General features: G+C 61.3%; 15 protein-coding genes. 14 read left to right on the top strand and 1 reads right to left on the bottom strand.

Annotated elements, in window-relative coordinates:
- Positions 1 to 147: 147 nt before the first annotated feature.
- From LVS58_RS02255 to LVS58_RS02235, 5 genes are all read left to right on the top strand, one after another.
- Entirely contained in the window at positions 148 to 1245 is a 1098-nt protein-coding gene (locus LVS58_RS02255) for a polyamine ABC transporter substrate-binding protein (RefSeq protein WP_233689714.1), read from the top strand.
- A gap of 156 nt (positions 1246 to 1401) precedes the next feature.
- Positions 1402 to 2496: a polyamine ABC transporter substrate-binding protein gene (locus LVS58_RS02250; RefSeq protein ID WP_233689713.1), complete on the top strand. Its 1095-nt coding sequence runs from the start codon at positions 1402 to 1404 to the stop codon at positions 2494 to 2496.
- 70 nt (positions 2497 to 2566) lie between these two features.
- Positions 2567 to 3709, top strand: a complete 1143-nt coding sequence (potA, locus tag LVS58_RS02245) for a polyamine ABC transporter ATP-binding protein (RefSeq protein WP_010955706.1) — start codon at positions 2567 to 2569, stop codon at positions 3707 to 3709.
- Complete coding sequence (locus LVS58_RS02240; protein ID WP_233689712.1) at positions 3706 to 4626, top strand: ABC transporter permease subunit; 921 nt, start codon at positions 3706 to 3708, stop codon at positions 4624 to 4626. Before potA ends, LVS58_RS02240 begins: the two co-directional genes overlap by 4 nt.
- The gene (locus LVS58_RS02235; RefSeq protein ID WP_233689711.1) at positions 4623 to 5516 is read left to right on the top strand and encodes an ABC transporter permease subunit; all 894 of its coding nucleotides are present in this window, start codon (positions 4623 to 4625) and stop codon (positions 5514 to 5516) included. Before LVS58_RS02240 ends, LVS58_RS02235 begins: the two co-directional genes overlap by 4 nt.
- Positions 5517 to 5618: 102 nt before the next feature.
- On the opposite strand, the gene LVS58_RS02230 is transcribed toward LVS58_RS02235, so the two are convergent.
- Positions 5619 to 5990: an REP-associated tyrosine transposase gene (locus LVS58_RS02230; RefSeq protein WP_233689710.1), complete on the bottom strand. Its 372-nt coding sequence runs from the start codon at positions 5988 to 5990 to the stop codon at positions 5619 to 5621.
- A 253-nt stretch (positions 5991 to 6243) separates the two neighbouring features.
- Here LVS58_RS02230 and LVS58_RS02225 point away from each other — a divergent pair, with 253 nt between their 5' ends.
- The 9 genes from LVS58_RS02225 (at position 6244) to LVS58_RS02185 (ending at position 16590) form a co-directional block, all read left to right on the top strand.
- Positions 6244 to 7332: an efflux RND transporter periplasmic adaptor subunit gene (locus LVS58_RS02225; RefSeq protein ID WP_233689709.1), complete on the top strand. Its 1089-nt coding sequence runs from the start codon at positions 6244 to 6246 to the stop codon at positions 7330 to 7332.
- The gene (locus tag LVS58_RS02220; RefSeq protein ID WP_233689708.1) at positions 7329 to 8396 is read left to right on the top strand and encodes an efflux RND transporter periplasmic adaptor subunit; all 1068 of its coding nucleotides are present in this window, start codon (positions 7329 to 7331) and stop codon (positions 8394 to 8396) included. The genes LVS58_RS02225 and LVS58_RS02220 overlap by 4 nt, the downstream gene beginning before the upstream one ends.
- Positions 8393 to 11446 carry an efflux RND transporter permease subunit gene (locus tag LVS58_RS02215; RefSeq protein ID WP_233689707.1) on the top strand — a complete coding sequence of 1018 codons (3054 nt, stop codon included), beginning with the start codon at positions 8393 to 8395 and terminating at the stop codon, positions 11444 to 11446. The genes LVS58_RS02220 and LVS58_RS02215 overlap by 4 nt, the downstream gene beginning before the upstream one ends.
- Positions 11447 to 11675: 229 nt before the next feature.
- Positions 11676 to 11858, top strand: coding sequence for a sulfur starvation response protein OscA (oscA, locus tag LVS58_RS02210; RefSeq protein WP_003248957.1), 183 nt, complete (start codon positions 11676 to 11678; stop codon positions 11856 to 11858).
- Between the two features lie 51 nt (positions 11859 to 11909).
- Positions 11910 to 12917 carry a sulfate ABC transporter substrate-binding protein gene (locus LVS58_RS02205; protein ID WP_233689706.1) on the top strand — a complete coding sequence of 336 codons (1008 nt, stop codon included), beginning with the start codon at positions 11910 to 11912 and terminating at the stop codon, positions 12915 to 12917.
- 186 nt (positions 12918 to 13103) lie between these two features.
- Complete coding sequence (cysT, locus tag LVS58_RS02200) at positions 13104 to 13922, top strand: sulfate ABC transporter permease subunit CysT (protein ID WP_233689705.1); 819 nt, start codon at positions 13104 to 13106, stop codon at positions 13920 to 13922.
- An 11-nt stretch (positions 13923 to 13933) separates the two neighbouring features.
- A complete protein-coding gene (gene cysW, locus LVS58_RS02195) occupies positions 13934 to 14806 on the top strand; it encodes a sulfate ABC transporter permease subunit CysW (protein ID WP_233689704.1) in 873 nt (290 codons plus the stop codon).
- 3 nt (positions 14807 to 14809) lie between these two features.
- The gene (locus LVS58_RS02190) at positions 14810 to 15799 is read left to right on the top strand and encodes a sulfate/molybdate ABC transporter ATP-binding protein (RefSeq protein WP_233689703.1); all 990 of its coding nucleotides are present in this window, start codon (positions 14810 to 14812) and stop codon (positions 15797 to 15799) included.
- Between the two features lie 209 nt (positions 15800 to 16008).
- The gene (locus tag LVS58_RS02185) at positions 16009 to 16590 is read left to right on the top strand and encodes an alpha/beta hydrolase (protein WP_233689702.1); all 582 of its coding nucleotides are present in this window, start codon (positions 16009 to 16011) and stop codon (positions 16588 to 16590) included.
- Positions 16591 to 16634: the final 44 nt, after the last annotated feature.

Raw genomic sequence — 16634 nt, 5'->3', positions numbered from 1 at the left:
TGACATTAAGTCGTTACAGGGCCCTGCTTTCCTTGATACAGGGCCTTGTAACTTGCCAGACTAGCGGCTGTTTCAGTCGCCGCGCGCTCTGCACCGTGGGTTCTGGCTGCTGGACAGTTGCTAAATAAAAATTCTGGAGCATTACGCATGAATAAAATGGGCAAGACGTTGCTGGCCGCCGCCCTGATGGGTGCCATGGCCTCCGCTGTTCAGGCTGAAGACAAAGTGTTGAACGTCTATAACTGGTCGGACTACATCGCTCCGGACACCATCGCCAAGTTCGAAAAGCAGACCGGGATCAAGGTCAAGTACGACGTCTTCGACAGCAACGAAACCCTGGAAGCCAAGCTGCTGGCAGGCAAGTCGGGCTATGACATCGTCGTGCCTTCGAACAATTTCCTGGCCAAGCAGATCAAGGCGGGCGTGTACGAGGAGCTGGACCGGTCCAAGCTGCCGAACTGGAAGAACCTCGACCCCGACCTGCTCAAGGCCGTTGGCGATGCCAGCGACAAGGACAACAAGCATGCCTTCCCTTATATGTGGGGCTCGATCGGCATCGGCTACAACCCGGAGAAGGTCAAGGCTGCGCTGGGCGTGGACAAGATCGATTCGTGGGACGTGGTGTTCAAGCCTGAGAACATCGCCAAGCTCAAGAGCTGCGGCGTGAGTTTCCTCGACGCCCCGACCGAAATGCTCCCGGCTGCGCTGCACTACCTCGGCAAGCCGACCGACAGCACCAAGAAAGAAGACCTGAAGGCCGCCGAGGACCTGTTCCTCAAGATCCGTCCTTCGATTACCTACTTCCACTCGTCCAAGTACATCGGCGACATGGCCAACGGCAACATCTGTGTAGCCGTCGGTTACTCGGGTGACCTGGAGCAGTCCAAGGCCCGTGCCCATGAAGCGGGCGACAAGGTCAAAGTGGACTACGTCATTCCGAAGGAAGGTGCCGGTACTTTCTACGACATGGTCGCCATCCCGAAAGATGCCGAACATAAAGACGCTGCCTACGCGTTCATGAACTTCCTGCTGCAGCCGGAAATCATGGCTGAAATCACCAACGCCGTGCGCTTCCCGAACGGTAACGCTGCTGCCACCCCGTTCGTGGACAAAGACATCACCAGCGACCCAAGCATCTACCCGCCTGCCGAAGTGAAGAAGCAGCTGTACGCGATCGCTGCGCCTGACGCTTCTGTGCAGCGCGTGATCACCCGCAGCTGGACGAAGATCAAGTCAGGCAAGTAAGCCCGATGCGACACCTCTGGGCCGGGTTTTCCGGCCCAGAGCCACTGAAAGGTAATTGATGATTGCGGCATCGAAGCTGCGAAGTTAAGTTGCGCGCCGGTTTTGCGTGTGCGGCAGCATTGTCGCTACCCAGGCACTGATTGTGAGGACCCCCACTTGTCTATTTCTGTATTCCGCAAGGCCTTGATGGCCGGCGCGGGCCTGACGCTGGCATGCAGCGTCCAAGCGGCGCCGACGGTGCACTTCTATAACTGGTCCGACTACATCGGCCCGACCACACTTGCGGACTTCGAGAAAGCCACGGGCATCAAGCCTGTGCAAGACGTGTTCGACTCCAACGAAACCCTGGAAGGCAAGCTGCTGGCCGGTAACACCGGCTATGACGTGGTGGTGCCGTCCAACCATTTCCTGGGCAAGCAGATCAAGGCGGGCGCCTTCCAGAAGCTCGACAAGCACCTTCTGCCCAACTATTCCAACCTCGACCCGGCGCTGATGAAGCGCCTGGAAAAGAACGACCCGGGCAACCAGTACGCGGTGCCTTACCTGTGGGGTACCAACGGCATCGGTTACAACGTCGACAAGGTCAAGGCCGCGCTGGGCGTGGATACCATCGATTCCTGGGCCGTGCTGTTCGAACCCGAGAACATGAAGAAGCTCTCCAAGTGCGGTGTGGCCTTCCTCGACTCGGCGGACGAAATGCTGCCAGCGGTGCTCAACTACATGGGCCTCAACCCGAACAGTACCGACCCCAAGGATTACGCCAAGGCCGAGCAGAAGCTGCTGGCGGTGCGCCCGTATGTGACCTATTTCCACTCGTCCAAGTACATCACCGACCTGGCCAACGGCGACATCTGCGTCGCGGCAGGTTTCTCGGGTGATGTGTTCCAGGCCAAGGCCCGCGCTGAAGAAGCGAAGAAGGGCGTGAACCTGGCCTACGCCATTCCCAAGGAAGGCGGCAACCTCTGGTTCGACGTGCTGGCGATCCCCAAGGACGCCAAGAACGTCAAAGAGGCGCATGCCTTCATCAACTATTTGCTGAAACCTGAGGTTATCGCCCAGGTCAGTGATTACGTCGGTTACGCCAACCCGAACCCCAAGGCTGGCGCCCTGATGGACCAGGCCGTAAGGACTGACGCCGCGGTTTACCCACCGCAGGAAGTGCTGAACAAGATGTTCGTGAACTCAGAGTTGCCACCCAAGGTGCAACGGCTGATGACCCGCAGCTGGACCAAGGTCAAGTCGGGCAAGTAAAAATCCAGACCCGCGACGGCACCGTAGAACAGGCCACGCGGGCACAAAAATCTTGTTGGGAGTTTCACTCATGGCAGTTGCCTCCGGTGCCTATAAAAAAGCCCTCGAGGGTGGCCAGCAACCCAAGCAGGTGCTGGTCAAGATCGACCGGGTCACGAAAAAGTTCGACGAAACGGTAGCCGTGGACGATGTGTCCCTGGAAATCCGCAAGGGCGAGATCTTCGCCCTGCTGGGTGGTTCCGGCTCTGGCAAGTCCACCCTGCTGCGCATGCTGGCCGGCTTCGAGCGCCCGTCCGAAGGACGGATCTTCCTCGATGGCGTCGACATCACCGACATGCCGCCTTACGAGCGGCCGATCAACATGATGTTCCAGTCCTACGCGCTGTTCCCGCACATGACCGTGGCGCAGAACATCGCGTTCGGCTTGCAGCAGGACAAGATGCCCAAGGCCGAGATCGATGCCCGCGTGGCCGAGATGCTCAAGCTGGTGCACATGACCCAGTACGCCAAGCGCAAGCCGCACCAGTTGTCGGGCGGCCAGCGTCAGCGTGTGGCGTTGGCCCGCTCGCTGGCCAAACGCCCCAAACTGCTGCTGCTCGACGAGCCGATGGGGGCACTGGACAAGAAACTGCGTTCGCAGATGCAGCTGGAGCTGGTCGAGATCATCGAGCGCGTGGGTGTAACCTGCGTGATGGTGACCCACGACCAGGAAGAGGCCATGACCATGGCCCAGCGCATCGCCATCATGCACCTGGGCTGGATCGCCCAGATCGGCTCGCCAGTGGACATCTACGAGACGCCTACCAGCCGCCTGGTGTGCGAGTTCATCGGTAACGTCAACCTGTTCGAAGGTGACGTGGTCGACGACGCCGAAGGCTACGCGATCATTGCCAGCCCGGAGCTGGAGCGCAAGATCTACGTGGGCCACGGCATCACCACCTCGGTGGAAGACAAGCACATCACCTACGCCCTGCGCCCGGAAAAGATGCTGGTTACCACCCAGCAGCCAACCTGCGAGCACAACTGGTCGCGCGGCAAGATCCACGACATCGCCTACCTGGGCGGCCACTCGGTGTTCTATGTGGAGCTGCCCAGCGGCAAGGTCGTCCAGTCCTTCGTCGCCAACGCCGAGCGCCAAGGTACCCGTCCTACCTGGGGCGATGAAGTGTACGTATGGTGGGAAGACGACAGCGGCGTGGTACTGCGGTCATGAAACTGCGCAAGCTCAAGCGAGCCTTCCAGCGTCTGGTCCCGGAGGGGCGGCATCTGGTGATCGGCGTGCCGTTCATCTGGCTGTTCCTGTTCTTCATGCTGCCGTTCTTCATCGTCCTGAAGATCAGTTTTGCCGAAGCTGACGTGGCAATCCCGCCGTATACCGAGATCTACACCTACGTTGAAGACAAGATCCAGGTGGTCCTCAACCTGGCCAACTACGGGCTGTTGACCGAGGATGAGCTGTACCTCTCGGCCTACCTGGGTTCGTTGAAGATGGCGTTCTTCAGCACCCTGCTGTGCCTGCTGATCGGCTTCCCGATGGCCTACGCCATTGCCAATGCCAAGAAGGAGACCCAGACGGTCCTGCTGTTGCTGATCATGATGCCAACCTGGACCGCGATCCTGATCCGCGTCTATGCCTGGATGGGTATCCTCAGCAACAACGGCCTGCTCAACGGTTTCCTCCTGTGGACCGGGTTGATCGACCAGCCGTTGCAGATCCTCAACACCAACCTGGCGGTATACATCGGCGTGGTCTATTCGTACCTGCCGTTCATGATCCTGCCGCTGTTCGCCAACCTGGTTAAGCATGATCCGAGCCTGCTCGAAGCTGCATCCGACCTGGGTTCCAGCACCTTCAACAGCTTCTGGAAGATCACGGTACCGCTGTCGAAAAACGGCATCATCGCCGGCTGCATGCTGGTGTTCATCCCGGTGGTGGGCGAGTTTGTGATCCCGGAACTGCTGGGCGGCCCGGAAACCCTGATGATCGGTAAAGTGCTGTGGCAGGAGTTCTTCAACAACCGTGACTGGCCGGTGGCGTCCGCCCTGGCAGTGGTGATGCTGGCGATCCTGATCGTGCCAATCCTGCTGTTCAACCGTAGCCAGGCCAAAGAGATGGAGGGCCGCGCATGAAACGCTTCAGTTTCTCCAAGCTGATGCTGGTGCTCGGCTTGCTGTTCATCTACCTGCCGATGTTGATCCTGGTGATCTACTCGTTCAACGCTTCCAAACTGGTGACAGTGTGGGGCGGCTGGTCGATCAAATGGTACGTCGGCCTGCTCGACAACACCCAGCTGATGGGTTCGGTGATGCGCTCGCTGGAAATCGCCTGCTACACGGCCGTGGCCGCGGTGGCGCTGGGTACCCTGGCGGCCTTCGTGCTGACCCGCGTCACCCGCTTCAAGGGCCGCACGCTGTTCGGTGGCCTGGTCACTGCGCCGCTGGTAATGCCCGAAGTGATCACCGGTCTGTCGCTGTTGCTGCTGTTCGTGGCCATGGCGCAGATGATCGGCTGGCCGCAGGAACGGGGTATCGTCACCATCTGGATCGCCCATACAACGTTCTGTGCGGCGTATGTGGCGGTGGTGGTGTCGGCGCGCCTGCGTGAGCTGGACCTGTCGATCGAGGAAGCGGCAATGGACCTGGGTGCCAAGCCGTGGAAGGTGTTCTTCCTGATCACCATCCCGATGATCGCGCCATCGCTGGCGGCGGGCGGCATGATGTCGTTCGCCCTGTCGCTGGACGACCTGGTACTGGCCAGCTTCGTCTCCGGGCCTGGCTCGACCACCTTGCCGATGGAAGTGTTCTCGGCGGTGCGCCTGGGCGTGAAGCCTGAGATCAACGCGGTGGCCAGCCTGATTTTGCTGTCGGTATCACTGGTGACCTTCTTCGTCTGGTACTTCAGCCGCCAGGCCGAAGAGCGTCGTCGCAAGGCGATTCAGCAGGCGATCGAAGAGGGTGCTGCAGCCAACGCTTCGCAGCCGCAGGTCAAGCGCTCGGTGCAGGTGGCTGCATCGGCCTGACCTGACCCTTTCGCGGGCCCGCTCCCACAGGGACCTCACAGCCTTCAGGGTTGTGCTGAGCCCTGTGGGAGCGGGCATGCCCGCGAAGGCTCCAGCACCGATTCAAAGCCATACCGCATCCCAATGTGGATAGTCCCTGATACTTCTGACCAATCCAGCCCTCAAGGGATTGGCAACAATGTACCGGGCTACATGAACCACACACTCTTCCCGCCGCAGCGCATGGTCCTGGTAACCCGATTGCCATATCGGCTTGTGCCCGATACCGGCCTTGCGCAAGGCAATTGCTGTGCGTGATTTGAACCTGCGCATCAGCGTTCTTAATGTCACTTCTTTCAGCTCGATCAGCCAATGAAGAGGGGCCAAGTCGTGGAACAGTGGTTTGCGTTGGTGCGTGATGGTGGTCAGCATGTAGAGCCTTCCAGGCTCGGAGAAGCGCCCACGGCGCAGTCGGTGGGATTCGGCTAACGGCATTTTGATCTTCCTTGAATGTGAACCTCCCCGTGAAAGGTAGCGGTTGGAGCAGGGATGGCAGATGACTGATGGTTTCTGGATATGGCTGATACTGATACCTGGCTGTGGAGGCCTTTTCGCGGGCGTGCCCGCGAAGAGGCCCCCACAGGCACCAAAAACGCCAGCATGGCCCCCGCCAGTGATGTTTATCGAACCCTGAACTACGCTCACAGTCGCATCCCACAAATCATTTGTGCGCAAGCAAGGAGCCAGCATGGCGTTGATGCGTCCGCTTTCGGTCGTTTGTCTGGGGTTGTTGTACATGCTCACCGGCTGTAGCAAGGAAGAGGTTCCCGAGACGCTGCCTCGGGTGGGTGTGCAGCAGGTACAACCTACCGATTTCGCAGCCAGAGTCACCCTGACCGGCGACGTACAGGCGCGCGTTCAGACCGATTTGTCCTTCCGCGTCGGCGGCAAGATCATTTCGCGTAGCGTCGACGTGGGCGACCACGTCAAGGCCAACCAGGTGCTGGCCCGGTTGGACCCGAAAGACCTGCAGAACAATGTCGACTCGGCCAAGGCGGAAGTATTCGCCGCGCAGGCGCGAGTTACCCAGACCAACGCGGCCTTCGTGCGCCAGCAAAAACTGCTGCCCAAGGGCTACACCAGCCAGAGCGAATACGATGCTGCCGAAGCCGCGCTGCGCAGCAACCAGAGCGCACTCAAGGCGGCCCAGGCGCAACTGGCCAATGCCAACGAGCAACTGAGCTACACCGCACTGGTCTCCGAGGCCGCCGGGGTCATCACCGAGCGCCAGGCCGAGGTTGGCCAAGTGGTGCAGGCGACCATGCCGATCTTCAGCCTGGCCGTCGATGGCGACCGCGATGCGGTGTTCAACGTCTACGAGTCGCTACTGGTGGCGCCGCCCAGCGATGCCGGGGTAGTCGTGAGCCTGCTGGACGATCCCAAGGTCCAGGCCCGTGGCTTCGTGCGCGAAATCACCCCCACCGTGTCGGCGCAAAGCGGCACCGTGCAGGTCAAGGTGGGGCTCAGGGAGGTGCCGCCCGGGATGCAATTGGGGGCACCGGTTACCGCCACCACCAACGCCCAGGGCCGGCCCAGCATCGAGCTGCCATGGTCGGCGCTGACCAAGGCCTTGCATGAGCCTGCCGTGTGGGTAGTGGGCGAGGGCGACAAGGTGGAACTGCGCAAAGTCGAAATCCGCCGTTACCTCACCGGCAAGATTGTGGTCGCCAGCGGCCTGAAAGGCGGCGAGACCGTAGTGGTCAACGGCGGCCAGTTGCTGCACCCCGGCATGCAGGTACAGAAAGTCGACGCCAAGGGCCCAGGGGGTGAGCTATGAAGCGTCTGCTGCTGATGCTGTCGGCCGGTGTGCTGCTGGTCGGTTGCACTGGTGAAGAAGAGGCACCAGAGGTGATCCGGCCAGTGCTGTCGGTCAAGGTCGAACCTCAGGTGCAGTCGCAGCTGGGCCGCTTTGCCGGCACTATCCAGGCGCGCTTCGAAAGCACCTTGGGCTTCCGGGTTTCCGGGCGCATTGCCCGGCGCTGGCTGGACGTGGGCGCCCAGGTGAAACCAGGCGACACCTTGGCCACCCTGGACCCGACCGACCAGCAGAACCAGCTGCGCGCCGCCGAAGGCGATCTGGCCAAGGTGCAGGCACAGTGGATCAACGCCCAGGCCGATGCCCGTCGCCAGCAGCAGCTGTATGACCGTGGGGTAGGCGCCCAGGCACAGCTGGATATTGCCCAGACCAACCTGAAAACCACCAGCGCGTCGTTGGAGCAGGCGCGCTCCGCCGTCAGCCAGGCCCGTGACCAGCTCGACTACAGCACCCTGCGTACCGACCACGCTGCCGTGATTACCGCGTGGCAGGCCGAAGCCGGGCAAACCGTTACCGCCGGGCAAGCCGTGGTGACCCTGGCCCGGCCGGACGTGAAGGAAGCGGTAATCGACCTGCCGATCGGCCTGGCCGAGCAGTTGAGCAAAGGCCTGACCTTCACCGTTGCCTCGCAACTGGACCCGACCATCAACACCACGGCCAGTCTGCGTGAACTGGAGCCTCAGGCCGATGCCACTACCCGTACCCGCCGTGCCCGCCTGACCCTGGCCAGCACACCGGCGGCCTTTCACCTCGGCACCGCCATCAGTGTGACCCTTAGCTCGGAAGTGTCCCCGCGCAGCGAACTGCCCTTGAGTGCCTTGCTCGAGCGCGACGGCAAGACCCAGGTGTGGGTGATCGATACGCAGCACAAGACCGTGGCCACCCGTGACGTGGCGCTGATCGACCGCACCGCGGACAGCATCGTACTGAGCACCGGCCTGCAGCCCGGAGAGCGCGTGGTCACCGCCGGCGTCAACAGCCTCAAGCCTGGCCAGAAGGTCACCTTCGACGAGGATGCGCAATGAAAGGAAGCTTCAACCTGTCCGACTGGGCGCTCAAGCATCAATCGTTCGTCTGGTACCTGATGTTCGTTGGCCTGTTGATGGGGATTTTCTCCTACTTCAACCTGGGCCGTGAGGAAGACCCGTCGTTCACCATCAAAACCATGGTCATCCAGACCCGCTGGCCCGGTGCGACCCAGGACGAAACCCTGTACCAGGTTACCGACCGTATCGAGAAGAAGCTCGAGGAACTCGATTCGCTCGACTACACCAAAAGCTACACCCGCCCCGGCGAATCCACGGTCTACGTGTACCTTCGCGACACCACCAAGGCCAAGGACATCCCGGAAATCTGGTACCAGGTGCGCAAGAAGATCCAGGACATTCGTGGCGAATTTCCCGCCGGTATCCAGGGGCCGGGCTTCAACGACGAATTCGGTGATGTCTTCGGTTCGATCTATGCCTTTACCGCCGACGGCCTGACCCTGCGCCAACTGCGGGACTATGTGGAACAGGCAAGGGCCGAGGTCCGCGATGTACCCAACATCGGCAAGATCGAGCTGGTCGGCACCCAGGACGAAGTGCTGTACCTGAACTTCTCCACCCGCAAGCTGGCTGCCCTGGGCATTGACCAGCGCCAGGTGATGCAGGCACTTCAAGCGCAAAATGCGGTGACGCCGGCCGGCATGATCGAGGCCGGCCCGGAGCGCATCTCGGTGCGTACGTCCGGGCAGTTTGCCTCGGAAAAGGACCTGCAAACCGTCAACTTGAGGATCAGCGACCGCTTCTTCCGCCTGGCCGATATCGCCGACATCGAGCGCGGCTACGTCGACCCGCCTTCGCCCATGTTCCGTTACAACGGCCAGACAGCCCTTGGCCTGGCCATCGGCATGAAGGCCGGCGGTAACATCCAGGTGTTCGGTGCGGCGCTGAAAAAGCGCATGGACCAGGTGGTCCAGGACCTGCCGGTGGGTGTCGGTGTACACACCGTTTCTGACCAGGCCGTGGTGGTCAAGCAGGCGGTCGGCGGTTTCACCAGCGCGCTGTTCGAGGCGGTGGTGATCGTGCTGGCCGTGAGCTTTGTCAGCCTTGGCGTGCGCGCCGGGTTGGTGGTGGCCTGCTCGATCCCGTTGGTGCTGGCCATGGTGTTCGTGTTCATGGAGTACAGCGGCATCACCATGCAGCGTATTTCGCTGGGTGCGCTGATCATTGCGCTTGGCCTGCTGGTGGACGATGCGATGATTACCGTGGAGGTGATGGTCACGCGGCTGGAAATGGGTGAAAGCAAGGAGCAGGCGGCGACGTTCGCCTACACCTCCACAGCCTTCCCCATGCTTACCGGTACCTTGGTGACCGTGGCAGGGTTCGTGCCTATCGGCCTCAACGCCAGCTCTGCAGGTGAATACACCTTCACCCTGTTCGCGGTGATTGCCGTGGCCCTGATTGTGTCGTGGGTGGTGGCGGTGTTTTTCGCGCCGGTGCTTGGCGTGCATATCCTCAAAGGCGACAAGCTCAAGGCCCACGAGGCTGAGCCTGGGCGCGTCGGGCGGGCTTTTGAAGGGGGATTGCTGTGGTGCATGCGCCACCGCTGGTTGACCATCATCGGCACCGTGGTGCTATTCGCCGTTTCGATCTTCTGCATGCGTTTTGTGCAGAACCAGTTTTTCCCGTCCTCGGACCGCCCTGAAATTCTCGTCGACCTCAACCTGCCGCAGAACGCCTCGATCGAGGAAACGCGCAAGGTGGTCGACCGCTTCGAGGCACGGATCAAGGACGACCCGGACCTGGTGCACTGGAGTACCTACATCGGCCAGGGCGCGATCCGCTTCTACCTGCCCCTCGACCAGCAGTTGCAGAACCCTTACTACGCGCAGCTGGTGATTGTCAGCAAGGGCTTCGAAGAGCGTCAGGCCATGATGGACCGCCTGCAGAAAATCCTGCGCGAAGAGTTCGTCGGCGTCGGCACCAACGTGCAATCGCTGGAGATGGGCCCGCCGGTGGGCCGGCCGATCCAGTACCGGGTCAGCGGTGCCAACATCGACCAGGTGCGCGAACATGCCATCGAGCTAGCCACCTTGCTCGACCAGAACGAGCACATCGGCGAGATGATCTACGACTGGAACGAGCCGGGTAAGGTGCTGCGCGTGGAAATTGCCCAGGACAAGGCACGCCAGCTGGGGCTGTCGTCCGAAGATGTTGCCAATGTGATGAATAGCATCGTCAGTGGCGTGCAGATCACCCAGGTCAACGACAACATCTACCTGGTCGATGTGGTCGCGCGTGCCGAAGACAGCGAGCGTGGCTCGCCTGATACCCTGCAGAACCTGCAAATTCTTACCCCTAACGGCACATCGATCCCGCTGCTGTCGTTCGCCACCGTGCGCTACGAACTGGAACAGCCACTGGTGTGGCGCCGCGACCGCAAGCCGACCATCACCATCAAGGCCTCGGTCAATGGCGAGATCCAGCCCACGGACCTGGTGGCTCAGCTGAAGCCGAAGATCGACGAATTCGCCAGCAAGCTGCCGGTGGGCTTCGAAGTGGCTACCGGCGGTACGGTGGAGGAGAGTGCCAAGGCACAAGGGCCAATCCGCAAGGTTATCCCGCTGATGCTGTTCCTGATGGCGACCTTCCTGATGATCCAGCTGCACAGCGTGCAGAAGCTGTTTCTGGTGGTCAGCGTGGCGCCGCTGGGGCTGATCGGGGTGGTGCTGGCGCTGGTGCCTACGGGTACGCCGATGGGCTTCGTGGCGATCCTCGGTATCCTCGCGCTGGCGGGCATCATCATTCGTAACTCGGTGATTCTGGTGACCCAGATAGACGAGTTCGAAGCCCAGGGCTTGTCGCCGTGGGATGCGGTGGTGGAGGCCACCAACCACCGGCGTCGGCCGATCCTGCTGACGGCGGCGGCGGCGAGCCTGGGCATGATCCCGATTGCACGCGAGGTGTTCTGGGGCCCCATGGCCTACGCCATGATTGGCGGGATCATCGTGGCGACCTTGCTGACGCTGCTCTTCCTGCCGGCGCTGTACGTGGCCTGGTACAAGATCCGCGAGCCGCAGAACCACGCCTGAAGGCCCTGGCCCCTGGTAGGAGCGGGTTTACCCGCGAATGCGCTGGTGCATCGACCACCGTATTCGCGGGTAAACCCGCTCCTGCCAAGGGCGTGTACTTTTAAATGGTTATATAAAAATTCTTAAACAGTATTTTTAAGAATAATCCCGCCTCACTACTATTGCCCTCAAGCCAGGCGCAAACCCCTTCAAATCTCTGCCCGGCGCCTTCACCCCAAGGAGAACGAGCATGAGTGCATCTCTGCGTAGCATCGACGGTCAGGACGAAGCCACCATCTTGCGTGAAATCCAGAGCGCCTTGCGCGACCTGCGTTTCGGTGCGGTGGAGATCACCGTGCACAACGCTCAGGTCGTACAGATCGAGCGCAAGGAGAAGTTCCGCCTGCAACAGCCCGGCAACAAGCCCGGCTGATCGGCGCCACAACATCCAAAAACTAGAAAAATGCCAATCGGGAGCTTCACCATGTCCATCCGCCGTTATGCGCTCGCCGCCCTGGCCAGTGCTGTTTTTGCCGGTTCCGCCATCGCCAAGGACTACGAACTGCTCAACGTGTCCTACGACCCGACCCGTGAGCTGTACCAGCAGTACAACGCCGAGTTCATCAAACACTGGCAACAGGCCCATCCGGGCGACAAGGTGAAAATCCAGCAATCCCATGGGGGTTCGGGCAAGCAGGCCCGTGCGGTGATCGACGGCCTGCGCGCCGACGTGGTGACCCTGGCCCTGGCCGGCGACATCGACGAAGTGGCCAAGCTTGGCAAGACCCTGCCCGAGAACTGGCAGACCCGCCTGCCTGACGCCAGCACTCCGTACACCTCGACCATCGTGTTCCTGGTGCGCAAGGGCAACCCGAAAGGCATCAAGGACTGGGGCGACCTGATCAAGAAGGACGTGTCGGTCATCACCCCGAACCCGAAAACCTCCGGCGGTGCGCGCTGGAACTTCCTCGCGGCGTGGGCGTACGGCCTGAAGGCCGGCGGTAGCGAAGAGAAGGCCAAGGCCTATGTGCAGGAGCTGTTCAAGCATGTACCGGTGCTGGATACCGGCGCCCGTGGCTCGACCATCACCTTCGTCAACAACGGCCAGGGCGACGTGTTGCTGGCCTGGGAAAACGAAGCCTTCCTGGCGCTGAAGGAAGACGGTGGTGCCGACAAGTTCGACATCGTCGTGCCGTCGCTGTCGATCCTGGCCGAACCGCCAGTGGCCGTGGTGGACAAGAACGCCGAGAAAAAGGGCAATACCGACATTGCCACCGAATACCTGAAGCACCTGTACAGCCCGGCCGGGCAGAAGATTGCTGCAGAGAACTTCTACCGCCCGCGTGATGAGAAAGTCGCTGCCGAATTCGGCAAGCAATTCCCGAAACTGGACCTGGTAACCATCGACAAGGACTTCGGTGGCTGGAAAACTGCACAACCGAAATTCTTCAATGATGGCGGTGTGTTCGACCAGATCTATCAGGCACAGTAATCGCCAAGGAAAAGCGGGGCCGCTTTGCGACCCATCGCGACACAAGGCCGCTCCTACAGGGGATACGCGTTCTATTTGTAGGAGCGGCCTTGTGTCGCGATGGGCTGCAAAGCAGCCCCAGGATTTCAGAAGCTAGCACCGGCCCGGGATCGTTCCCGGGCCAAGTGCGTTCAACCAGGGATACTTATGTCACGTCGTATTTCCCCCGTCATACCCGGCTTCGGGCTGACGCTGGGCTACACCTTGGTGTACCTCAGCCTGATCGTGCTGATACCGCTGGCGGCCATGTTCATCCATGCCTCGCAGCTGACCTTCGAGCAGTTCTGGAACATCATCAGTGCGCCGCGAGTGATCGCTGCGCTCAAGCTGAGCTTCGGCACCGCCCTGTTCGCCGCCATCATCAACGGGCTGATCGGTACCCTGCTGGCATGGGTGCTGGTGCGTTACACCTTCCCCGGGCGCAAGATCATCGATGCGATGATCGACCTGCCGTTCGCCTTGCCCACCGCTGTGGCCGGTATCGCCCTGACTGCCCTGTACGCGCCGCAGGGCTGGGTCGGCCAGTTCGCCACCGACCTGGGCTTCAAGATTGCCTACACCCCGCTGGGCATCACCCTGGCACTGACCTTCGTGACTCTGCCGTTCGTGGTGCGCACGGTGCAGCCAGTACTGGCCGACATCCCGCGTGAAGTGGAAGAGGCCGCAGCCTGCCTGGGCGCCAAGCCATTGCAGGTGTTCCGCCACATCCTGGCACCGGCCCTGCTGCCGGCATGGCTCACCGGCTTTGCCCTGGCCTTCGCCCGTGGCGTGGGCGAGTATGGGTCGGTGATCTTCATTGCCGGCAACATGCCGATGAAGACCGAGATCCTGCCGCTGCTGATCATGGTCAAGCTCGACCAGTACGACTACACCGGCGCGACCGCCATCGGCGTGTTGATGCTGGTGGTTTCCTTCATCCTGCTGCTGCTGATCAACCTGCTGCAGCGCCGCATCGAAACCCCTTGAAGGAGGCCGGCATGTCCAGTTCATCCCTGAGTGCAAGTGCCGCAGCCAACGCCGCCCGCCGTAGCAGCGCCACATCACGGCGCATCCTGATCGGCCTTGGCTGGCTGGTGTTCGCCCTGTTCCTGCTGTTGCCGCTGGTGATCGTGGTATCGCAGGCGCTGAAGAGCGGTTTTGGCACCTTCTTCGAGGCGATATTCGAACCCGATGCGTTGTCGGCGCTGAAGCTAACCCTGCTCGCCGTGGTTATCTCGGTGCCGCTGAACCTGGTATTTGGCGTAAGCGCTGCCTGGTGCGTGAGCAAGTACACCTTCCGCGGCAAGAGCATCTTGGTCACCCTGATCGACCTGCCGTTCTCGGTGTCGCCCGTGATCGCCGGCTTGGTCTACGTGCTGATGTTCGGCGCGCAAGGCCTGCTCGGCCCGTGGCTGCAGGACCACGATATCCAGATCGTGTTCGCCCTGCCGGGCATTGTCCTGGCGACCATTTTCGTTACCGTGCCGTTCGTGGCCCGTGAGCTGATCCCGCTGATGCAGGAGCAAGGCACGCAAGAGGAGGAGGCTGCACGGCTGCTCGGTGCCAACGGCTGGCAGATGTTCTGGCACGTGACCCTGCCGAACATCAAATGGGGGCTGATCTACGGCGTGGTGCTGTGTACCGCGCGGGCCATGGGCGAGTTCGGCGCGGTGTCGGTGGTGTCGGGCCACATCCGTGGCGTGACCAACACCTTGCCGCTGCATGTCGAGATTCTCTACAACGAGTACAACCACGTCGCGGCCTTCAGCGTGGCCAGCCTGTTGCTGATCCTGGCGCTCTTCATCCTGCTGCTCAAGCAGTGGAGCGAGAACCGTATTAACCGCCTGCGCCACAGCGCCGCGGAGGAATGATTCATGTCGATCGAAGTTCGTAACGTCAGCAAGCGCTTCAACAGCTTCCAGGCCCTGGACAACATCAACCTGGACATCAACAGCGGCGAGCTGGTGGCTTTGCTCGGCCCGTCCGGCTGTGGCAAGACCACCCTGCTGCGCATCATTGCCGGCCTGGAAACCCCGGACCAGGGCAACATCGTGTTCCATGGCGAGGACGTGTCCGGCCATGATGTGCGTGACCGTAATGTCGGGTTCGTGTTCCAGCACTACGCGCTGTTCCGCCACATGAGCGTGTTCGACAACGTTGCCTTCGGCCTGCGCATGAAGCCCAAGGGCGAGCGCCCGAGCGAGAGCAAGATTGCCGAGAAGGTGCATGAGTTGCTGAACATGGTGCAACTGGACTGGTTGTCCGACCGCTACCCCGAGCAGCTTTCCGGTGGCCAGCGTCAGCGTATCGCCCTGGCCCGCGCCCTGGCGGTGGAGCCGAAGGTGCTGTTGCTGGACGAACCATTCGGTGCGCTGGATGCCAAGGTGCGAAAGGAGCTGCGTCGCTGGCTGGCGCGGCTGCACGAGGATATCAACCTGACGTCGGTGTTCGTTACCCACGACCAGGAAGAAGCCATGGAAGTGGCCGACCGCATCGTGGTGATGAACAAGGGGGTGATCGAGCAGATCGGCTCGCCGGGTGAGGTGTACGATAAGCCGGCCAACGATTTCGTCTACCACTTCCTCGGTGACTCCAACCGCCTGGCCTTGAGCGAAGGGCATCACGTGCTGTTTCGCCCGCACGAGGTGTCGCTGTCGCGGCATGAGACCGAAGGGCACCATGCGGCGGAGGTGCGCGACATTCGGCCGTTGGGCGCGACCACGCGGGTGACCTTGAAGGTGGAAGGGCAGAGCGAGCTGATCGAGGCCGAGGTGGTGAAAGACCATGACAGCCTGTCCGGATTGGCGCGGGGAGAGACGTTGTTCTTCCGGCCGAAGGTGTGGCAGAAGGTGGCCGATATCTGAGTCGCACAAGGAAAAGAGAGCCCGGGCATGGTCCCGGGTTTTTCTTGCCTGACCGTTTGACAGGGCAGCTTTGCAGCCTTTCGCAGGCGAGCTGCGAAAGCATGCTGTTATGCCTTATAGGTATTAATAAATATCTTCTTATTCCTTTACGAATATCTCGCCCTCCCTATACTTGTCTCCAAGCACGCAAACTTACTGGAGGCGTCCCCATGCGCAATGAGTCGATTCGCTACCTGATTGTGCCGGGTTGGCAAGGATCGCCAGACAACCATTGGCAGAGTCACTGGCAGCGCACCCTGCCCAACAGTGCACGGGTTGAACAGGAAGACTGGCTCACCCCGCAGCGGCAGGACTGGGTGCACGCGCTGGAGCAGGCGATTGCCGCCGAGCGCTCGCCGGTGATCCTGATTGCCCACAGCCTTGGTTGCATCACTGTCGCCCATTGGGCCGCGCAGGCAAGCCCGGCCTTGCTGCGGCAGGTGCGTGGTGCACTGCTGGTGGCGCCGGCAGATGTCGAGCGGCCCACTTGCGCGTCTGTGCTGCGCAACTTTGCACCGATCCCTACCGAGGTGCTGCCGTTCCCTAGCCAGGTCGTCAGTTCGGACAACGACCCGGCCGTGAACGTGCCACGGGCGCTGTACCTGGCCCAGGCATGGGGCGCCGAAGCGGGTTTGCTGAGCAATGCCGGGCACATCAACGTCAAGTCCGGTCATGAGCGCTGGGAACAAGGCTTCGCCTACCTGTATCGCTTGCAGAGCCGGATCGAGCAGCGCGCACTGCGCCGCGCCTGATCGCCCTTACTGTTTACCCTTTGTCTGACGCCTGGCCATTACGG

The sequence above is a fragment of the Pseudomonas sp. JR33AA genome (genome assembly GCF_021378985.1).
GTDB lineage: Bacteria > Pseudomonadota > Gammaproteobacteria > Pseudomonadales > Pseudomonadaceae > Aquipseudomonas > Aquipseudomonas alloputida.
Note: the sequence above shows the minus strand (reverse complement) of the source record. Positions and strands in the feature narration are given on the sequence as shown.

Coding starts and splice junctions, on each gene's coding strand:
- LVS58_RS02255 (WP_233689714.1), top strand. CDS start 148: ATGAATAAAATGGGCAAGACGTTGCTGGCCGCCGCCCTGATGGGTGCC.
- potA (WP_010955706.1), top strand. CDS start 2,567: ATGGCAGTTGCCTCCGGTGCCTATAAAAAAGCCCTCGAGGGTGGCCAG.
- LVS58_RS02240 (WP_233689712.1), top strand. CDS start 3,706: ATGAAACTGCGCAAGCTCAAGCGAGCCTTCCAGCGTCTGGTCCCGGAG.
- LVS58_RS02235 (WP_233689711.1), top strand. CDS start 4,623: ATGAAACGCTTCAGTTTCTCCAAGCTGATGCTGGTGCTCGGCTTGCTG.
- LVS58_RS02230 (WP_233689710.1), bottom strand. CDS start 5,990: ATGCCGTTAGCCGAATCCCACCGACTGCGCCGTGGGCGCTTCTCCGAG.
- LVS58_RS02225 (WP_233689709.1), top strand. CDS start 6,244: ATGGCGTTGATGCGTCCGCTTTCGGTCGTTTGTCTGGGGTTGTTGTAC.
- LVS58_RS02220 (WP_233689708.1), top strand. CDS start 7,329: ATGAAGCGTCTGCTGCTGATGCTGTCGGCCGGTGTGCTGCTGGTCGGT.
- LVS58_RS02215 (WP_233689707.1), top strand. CDS start 8,393: ATGAAAGGAAGCTTCAACCTGTCCGACTGGGCGCTCAAGCATCAATCG.
- oscA (WP_003248957.1), top strand. CDS start 11,676: ATGAGTGCATCTCTGCGTAGCATCGACGGTCAGGACGAAGCCACCATC.
- LVS58_RS02205 (WP_233689706.1), top strand. CDS start 11,910: ATGTCCATCCGCCGTTATGCGCTCGCCGCCCTGGCCAGTGCTGTTTTT.
- cysT (WP_233689705.1), top strand. CDS start 13,104: ATGTCACGTCGTATTTCCCCCGTCATACCCGGCTTCGGGCTGACGCTG.
- cysW (WP_233689704.1), top strand. CDS start 13,934: ATGTCCAGTTCATCCCTGAGTGCAAGTGCCGCAGCCAACGCCGCCCGC.
- LVS58_RS02190 (WP_233689703.1), top strand. CDS start 14,810: ATGTCGATCGAAGTTCGTAACGTCAGCAAGCGCTTCAACAGCTTCCAG.
- LVS58_RS02185 (WP_233689702.1), top strand. CDS start 16,009: ATGCGCAATGAGTCGATTCGCTACCTGATTGTGCCGGGTTGGCAAGGA.